Source organism: Sulfurimonas sp. (assembly GCF_023229105.1).
Taxonomy (GTDB): Bacteria; Campylobacterota; Campylobacteria; order Campylobacterales; family Sulfurimonadaceae; genus Sulfurimonas.
Genome location: NZ_JALNZY010000093.1, coordinates 1 through 7,083, shown reverse-complemented (window position 1 = coordinate 7,083; position 7,083 = coordinate 1). Strand labels below are relative to the sequence as shown.

The window sequence follows — 7,083 nt, the reverse complement described above, 5'->3', positions numbered from 1 at the left end:
ACTACCCTCATGAGAAGCTCACAGGCTTCTTTTACGATCCAAATATTCATCCCTACTCCGAGTATCAGCTTCGTCTGCTTGACGTAAAACGCTCATGCAAAAAACTTGGGCTCGAGCTGCTTGAGGGGGAGTATGATTTTGAAGCTTGGCTACAAGCAGTCAGCGGTTTGGAAAATGAACCTGAAAAAGGCAAAAGATGTGAAGTCTGTTTTGACAGACGCTTTGAAGTTAGTGCGCTAAAAGCACAAGAGCTTGGAGAAAAAAGCATCACGACTACACTTCTTGTTAGCCCGCTAAAATCACAAGAACAACTAAAACGAAGCGGTGATATTTTTTTTAAAAAATATGGTGTTGAGTTTATCGCATTTGATTATAGAACAAACAGCGGGACGCAAGAACAGAGCCGCACTACAAAAGAGGAGCAGCTCTACCGTCAAGATTACTGCGGATGCATCTACGGGCTTAGTATGCAAAGAGAGCAGCAAGACCGCCTTATGGATGAGATGTTCTCCCCGCTCTCTAACCAAACACTTCCCTCTTCCATCGAAGAGAGACTTGAACTATATACACATCGCAACAAACTTGAAGAGAAAAATATTGCATATAAAATCATTAAAGAGAAGTTTTTAAACTACCGCCAATTTAGCTTTAAAGTTACCGCTAATAAAACAGAGGTTATTCCCGCTTATGCGCTCTTTTACTCTACCCTTCCTAGAAAAAAAGCGCAAGGTAATGTAGAATTTTTACATAATAATATCGCTTATTTCAACCGCGAGGAGATTAGATTTGTAACTTTAGAGTTTTTCAATTCTACATGCAACTTTAACTATAAAACTCTAAGCGAGCTCATATTTCATCCGCCTGCTTTTGATCAAGAGTTGAAGTTTAGAGATACTTTAACAGATACAAATTATGATTTAAGCCCAATCATTATTGTAGAAAAAATTCCCCAAACAAAACTAACTATAGAGCTTGATGCAAAAATTTATGAAGACACTAGAGAAAAACTAATCATTATATAATCTTTTATTTGCTAAAATAACCAAATTTATTAAATTACAAAGGTTTTACTGATGATTATGGATGTTGTGGAAATTCAAAAAATTATACCTCACCGTTACCCCTTTTTGCTTTTAGATAGAGTTACTGAGATTAAAGAGAAAGTGTCTCTTATCGGATTTAAAAACATAACAATCGGCGATAACGTATTTCAAGGTCATTTTCCTGGTCATCCAATCTATCCCGGCGTTATGATTTTAGAGGGAATGGCGCAAGCAGGCGGCATCTTGGCATTTAAAAGCATGGGCGATATGACAGAAGAGGAAGCCGCAAATAAAGTTGTATATTTTATGAGTATCGACAAAGCAAAATTTCGCTCCCCCGTAAAACCCGGAGACAGACTAGAATACCGTATTAGTGTTATCAAAAACAAAGGTCAAATCTGGGTGCTTGAAGGCAAAGCGTATGTTGAGAATGTTTTAGTTTCAGAAGCTGAACTTAAAGCTATGATTGTCAACAAGTAAGTAAAAAGGTAAATTATTGAATAAAATCTCCCCTCTTGCAATCATTGAAAACGGTGCAGTAATCGGCGATAATGTTGAGATTGGTCCATACTGTTTCATCTCTGCTACTACGACTATTGGTGATGGCACAAAAATAGAGCAAAGCAGCTCTGTTTACGGAAAAACAACCATTGGTAAAAATAACCATATTTTTTCTCATGCCGTTATAGGCTCGGCTCCGCAAGACCTAAAGTTTGCAGGGGAAGACGTTGAACTTATTATCGGCGACAATAACAAAATCAGGGAATTTACCCTTTTTAACCCCGGAACAAAAGGCGGCGGAGGCAAAACGATTATCGGCTCGCATAACCTTTTTATGGGCTATGTACATATTGGTCATGATGTCATTATAGGAAATCACTGTATTTTAGCAAATGCCGCTACGCTTGCCGGACATGTTGAGATGGGAGATTACGCTGTTATCGGCGGAATGACCCCTATTCATCAGTTTGTACATATCGGCGATTATGCTATGGTTGCGGGGGCTTCTGCTTTAGCGCAAGATATTCCGCCGTTTTGCATGGCAGAGGGAAATCGTGCGACACTTCGTGGTCTAAATCTAACCGGGCTAAGAAGAAATTTAAACCGCGAAGATATAGATGAACTAAAATCTGCTTACAGAGATCTCTTTGAAGCAGGAAAACCTTTAAAAGAGGTTGCAAACGAGCTACTTGAAAAAACGAAAAACCATCATGTGCAAACTCTTTGTAACTTTATTTTAAAAACGAAACGTGGAATCCCCTATGAAAGAAAGAAAAACGATGACTAAAAAAGCACAAGTGCTTTGGACCCTCTGCAAAAGAGAACCAAGTGTCAACGTAGGTAACGGGATTACTCCTTATACCATAATAACTAATGAGAGGAAAAATATATGATTCATAGAAACTGTAGCTTTTGCGGCGCTGGGGAGAGTGATACAAACCCTCTAATTGCCGGAAACGGTGTATATATCTGTAAAAACTGTGTAATTTCAGCTTACAAGATAATGTTTGGAGACGAGAGTGAATCCTCCTCTTCAAAAAATGACGAATTAGTTGATGCACTTAATAACCTGATGACTCCAAAAGAGTTAAACAGCTTTTTAGCAGAGTATATTATAGGGCAAGAGCGCGCACGAAAACTTCTAAGTGTTGCCGTTTATAACCACTATAAAAGAATTTTTAATAGCCAAAATCCTAAGGAAGATGATGATACTGAAATTTCAAAGTCTAATATACTTCTTATAGGACCGACTGGAAGCGGAAAAACTCTTATGGCACAAACAATTGCTAGAGTTCTAAATGTTCCTATTGCCATAGCAGATGCTACAAGCCTTACTGAAGCAGGATATGTCGGGGAAGATGTTGAAAATATTTTAACAAAGTTGCTTCAAGCAGCTGATGGCGACGTACAAAAAGCTCAAAAAGGAATAGTTTTTATAGATGAGATAGACAAAATTTCTCGCATGAGTGAAAATCGTTCTATCACTCGTGATGTCTCAGGGGAAGGCGTTCAGCAGGCACTTTTAAAGATTATCGAGGGAGCTGTTGTAAACATTCCACCAAAAGGCGGCAGAAAGCATCCAAATCAAGAGTTTATCTCAATTGATACAACAGGGATTCTCTTTATCTGCGGTGGTGCATTTGACGGTCTTGATGAGATACTAAAAAGAAAACAGGGCGAAAATATTTTAGGATTTGGTCATGAAAAAAAGAGCAAAAGTGAGCAGAAACTAAGCTATGACATAGTGGAGCCTGATGATTTGGTAAGCTACGGTCTTATTCCCGAACTTGTAGGTCGTCTTCCTATCATAGCATCATTAAACGAAATTACGGAAGATGACATGGTTCGCATTTTAACCGAGCCTAAAAATTCAATTATCAAGCAGTACAAGAAACTCTTCTCGATTGATAATGTCGAGCTAAACTTTGAAGAAGATGCACTAAGAGCTATTGCCGTAAAATCTATCAAGAGAAAAACAGGTGCCCGCGGACTTCGCGCAATTTTGGAAGAGAATATGATTGACATCATGTATGAGCTTCCCGAATACGGCGGATATGAAGTTTTAATAACAAAAGCAGTTATTAATGAGGGAGAAACACCCATATATATAAAAAAACACTCCAAACAAATAGCATAAGGTAAAATAATGGTACTCAATAAATTAATCGGACTTTTTTCAAATGATTTAGCTATAGATTTAGGAACCGCAAACACGATTGTTATAGCAAAAGGTAGAGGTATCATTATAAATGAACCATCGGTCGTTGCTGTTAAAACGGAAAAATATGGTAAACAGAGAGTTTTAGCTGTCGGGCAAGAAGCAAAAGAGATGGTAGGTAAAACTCCCGGCAACATTAAAGCCATCCGTCCTATGAGAGACGGTGTTATCGCCGACTTTGATATAACTGAAAAAATGATAAGAAAATTTATCGAAAAAGCGCATGGAAGAAGATCTCTTATTAGTCCTAGAATTATTATCTGTGTGCCTTATGGATTAACGCAGGTTGAGAGAAAAGCTGTTCGTGAATCTGCTCTAAGTGCAGGAGCAAGAGAGGTATTTCTTATAGAAGAGCCTATGGCAGCGGCAATCGGTGCCGGCATTGAGATACGAGAACCGCAAGGAAATCTAGTGGTTGATATCGGTGGCGGAACAACAGAGATAGGTGTTGTATCTCTTGGAGGGTTAGTTCTTTCAAAATCCATCCGCACTGCCGGAGACAAGATAGATCAAGGTATTGTTAACTTTATTAGAAAAAAATACAATCTTCTTATCGGCGAGAGAGTTGCCGAGGAGATTAAAATTGCTATAGGAACAGCTGTTCAGCTTGATGAAGAGTTAAAGATGGTTATTACCGGCAGAGATCAGGTTGAGGGTCTTTTAAGTTCAGTTGAACTCACAAGTGAAGATGCCAGAGAAGCGATGAGAGATCCTCTTAGAGAAATAGGGGAAGCTCTGCGCGACGTACTAGAGCAGATGCCTCCAGATTTGGCGGGCGATATCGTAAACCACGGTATTATTTTAACAGGCGGAGGCGCGCTTATCCGTCAACTAGATAAATATTTATCAGATATCGTTAAAATCCCGGTATATGTTGCAGATGAACCGCTTTTAGCAGTTGCTCGCGGTACTGGTCGTGCGCTTGAAGAGATAGATTTGCTACAAGAACTTTTTGAAAATGAATAAAGGCTTATTTGGGTTTTTTCTACTATTTACTGCACTCTTTGCGGGTGCATTTTACTATACAAATATTATTCAAGCACCCTTTATTTCAGCTCTAAACAACATTAAATCAAACTACCATGCATCAACAGAATTTATACAAAATCAGATAGAACAACACTTTTTTCAAGCAACAAATATAGCAGAATTAAAAGATAAGCTTAAAAAATATGAGAACAATGAACTTGTCATGCAACAATTATCCTCCGAGATAGATGATTTTTTTAAAGAGAACAACTCTTCTCTTGAAATAGATCCCAGAGTGGAACTTGTACGGACTCTCTCCTACCAAAAATTTGGCGATTTAAACAGAGTATGGCTTGAGGTAAAAGATTATGACGCTTCAAAAATTTACGGGCTTGTGTATAAAAATATTGTAGCAGGCATTGTAATACCGCAAGAAGGAAGAGCTCTTGGACTTTTAAATAGGGATATAAAGAGCTCTTATGCCGTACACATCGGGGAAGAAAAAGCACCGGGAATTGCACATGGAAACAGTTCAGAGTATTTGGTCGTAAAATTTATTCCTGCTTGGCATCACATAAAAAAGGGCGATGAAGTTGTAACTTCAAGTTTGGATGAGATTTTTTTCAAGGGTCTTAAAGTCGGAAAAGTTATATCCGTTACCTCCTCTCAGGGGTACCAAAACGCAGTCATAGAACCATATTATAAAACAAATAATCCAAACTATTTTCATATGATAAAAAAGATAAAATAAAACTCTAAAACTCATCAAATATTAAGTGCTTTTTACCTATAATAAACAAATTTTTATGTACTAACGAAAAAGGTAAACAATGCCAAAACGCACCGATATTCACACTATTTTACTCATAGGCTCTGGTCCGATTATCATCGGACAAGCTTGTGAATTTGACTACTCAGGAACTCAAGCAGTTAAGACGTTAAAAGAGCTCGGATACCGCGTCGTTCTTATAAACTCTAATCCCGCAACTATTATGACAGATCCAGAATTTGCAGATAGAACATACATAGAGCCTATCAAAGAAGAGGTCATCGCCAAAATCATTAAAGATGAAAAAGTAGATGCTATTTTGCCTACAATGGGCGGGCAGACTGCACTTAATGTAGCTACTAAAATGTATGAAAAAGGAATGCTTGAGGGAATAGAATTTTTAGGTGCATCTCCTGAAGCTATTCATAAAGGTGAAGATCGCTCGGCGTTTAAAGAGGCTATGATTAAAATCGGAATGGACTTGCCGTTTTCAATGTATGCTTACAACATGGATGACGCTCTAAAAGCAGCTGATACAATCGGTTTTCCTATTATTATCCGTGCTTCTTTTACTCTTGCAGGAGGAGGAAGCGGCGTTGCTTATAATATGGATGAGTTTAAAAAACTCGCAAAACGCGGACTAGATGAATCTCCCGTAACTGAAATACTTATAGAGGAGTCCCTTCTTGGCTGGAAAGAGTATGAGATGGAGGTTATCCGTGATAAAGAAGATAACTGCATCATTGTATGCTCCATCGAAAACTTTGACCCGATGGGTGTTCATACGGGAGACAGCATCACGGTTGCGCCTGCACTTACACTAACAGATAAAGAGTACCAAAGAATGCGAAACGCATCTTTTGACATCTTAAGAGAGGTTGGTGTAGATACGGGTGGAAGTAACGTTCAATTCTCAATAGACCCAAAAACTGGGCGCATGATAGTCATAGAGATGAACCCTCGTGTTTCAAGATCTAGCGCACTTGCATCAAAGGCTACCGGCTACCCGATTGCAAAAGTAGCTACTCTTTTAGCGGTAGGATTTACTCTGAACGAGATAACAAACGATATTACGGGGACTCCTGCTTCTTTTGAGCCTGTAATAGACTATATTGTAACAAAAATTCCTCGTTTTACATTTGAAAAATTTCCTGAGGCTGAAAATACTCTAAGTACAAGTATGAAGTCAGTTGGCGAAGTAATGGCGATAGGCCGTACATTTAAAGAGTCTATCCAAAAAGCACTCTGCTCGCTTGAAACCGGCTTATGCGGATTTGACCCTATAGATGCAGATATAGATTTTATTAAACATGAAATCCGCCGTCCAAATGCAGATAGAGTTCTCTATGTTGCAGAGGGCTTTCGCCGTGGTATGAGTATTGAAGAGATGTTTGATACATGTCAAATCGATCCTTGGTTTTTATACCAACTAGAGGAGCTTATTAAAACCGAGAGCTTCATAACAGATAAGATTTTGCTTGATGAAGAGTTTATGAGAAACGTAAAAGTTGACGGCTTTTCAGATAAAAGAATTGCGCAACTTATAACTAAAAACTCAAATGTAAATGTTTGCGAAGATGATG

The 7,083-nt window shown here is 38.5% G+C and carries 7 protein-coding genes; all 7 read left to right on the top strand.

The window, feature by feature from the left end:
- Positions 1–1,022: epoxyqueuosine reductase QueH (locus M0Q17_RS10100; protein WP_295086484.1), on the top strand; the 1,022-nt coding region annotated here is incomplete at its 5' end.
- Positions 1,023–1,076: 54 nt separating this feature from the next.
- A complete protein-coding gene (gene fabZ / locus M0Q17_RS10095) occupies positions 1,077–1,523 on the top strand; it encodes a 3-hydroxyacyl-ACP dehydratase FabZ (RefSeq protein WP_295086486.1) in 447 nt (148 codons plus the stop codon).
- Between the two features lie 16 nt (positions 1,524–1,539).
- On the top strand, positions 1,540–2,331 hold the full coding sequence (gene lpxA / locus M0Q17_RS10090; RefSeq protein ID WP_295086482.1) for an acyl-ACP--UDP-N-acetylglucosamine O-acyltransferase: 792 nt from the start codon (positions 1,540–1,542) through the stop codon (positions 2,329–2,331).
- A gap of 102 nt (positions 2,332–2,433) precedes the next feature.
- Entirely contained in the window at positions 2,434–3,681 is a 1,248-nt protein-coding gene (clpX, locus tag M0Q17_RS10085) for an ATP-dependent Clp protease ATP-binding subunit ClpX (protein WP_295086480.1), read from the top strand.
- 9 nt (positions 3,682–3,690) lie between these two features.
- Positions 3,691–4,728, top strand: a complete 1,038-nt coding sequence (locus M0Q17_RS10080; RefSeq protein ID WP_295086478.1) for a rod shape-determining protein — start codon at positions 3,691–3,693, stop codon at positions 4,726–4,728.
- Positions 4,721–5,482, top strand: a complete 762-nt coding sequence (gene mreC, locus M0Q17_RS10075) for a rod shape-determining protein MreC (protein WP_295086476.1) — start codon at positions 4,721–4,723, stop codon at positions 5,480–5,482. Before M0Q17_RS10080 ends, mreC begins: the two co-directional genes overlap by 8 nt.
- A 79-nt stretch (positions 5,483–5,561) precedes the next feature.
- Positions 5,562–7,083, top strand: a 1,522-nt coding sequence (gene carB, locus M0Q17_RS10070; RefSeq protein WP_295086474.1) for a carbamoyl-phosphate synthase large subunit, incomplete at its 3' end; no start/stop codon positions are given.

What these genes read in the sequence shown, in the direction of transcription:
- clpX (WP_295086480.1), top strand. Translation starts at nt 2,434, where the DNA reads ATGATTCATAGAAACTGTAGCTTTTGCGGCGCTGGGGAGAGTGATACA.
- M0Q17_RS10080 (WP_295086478.1), top strand. Translation starts at nt 3,691, where the DNA reads ATGGTACTCAATAAATTAATCGGACTTTTTTCAAATGATTTAGCTATA.
- mreC (WP_295086476.1), top strand. Translation starts at nt 4,721, where the DNA reads ATGAATAAAGGCTTATTTGGGTTTTTTCTACTATTTACTGCACTCTTT.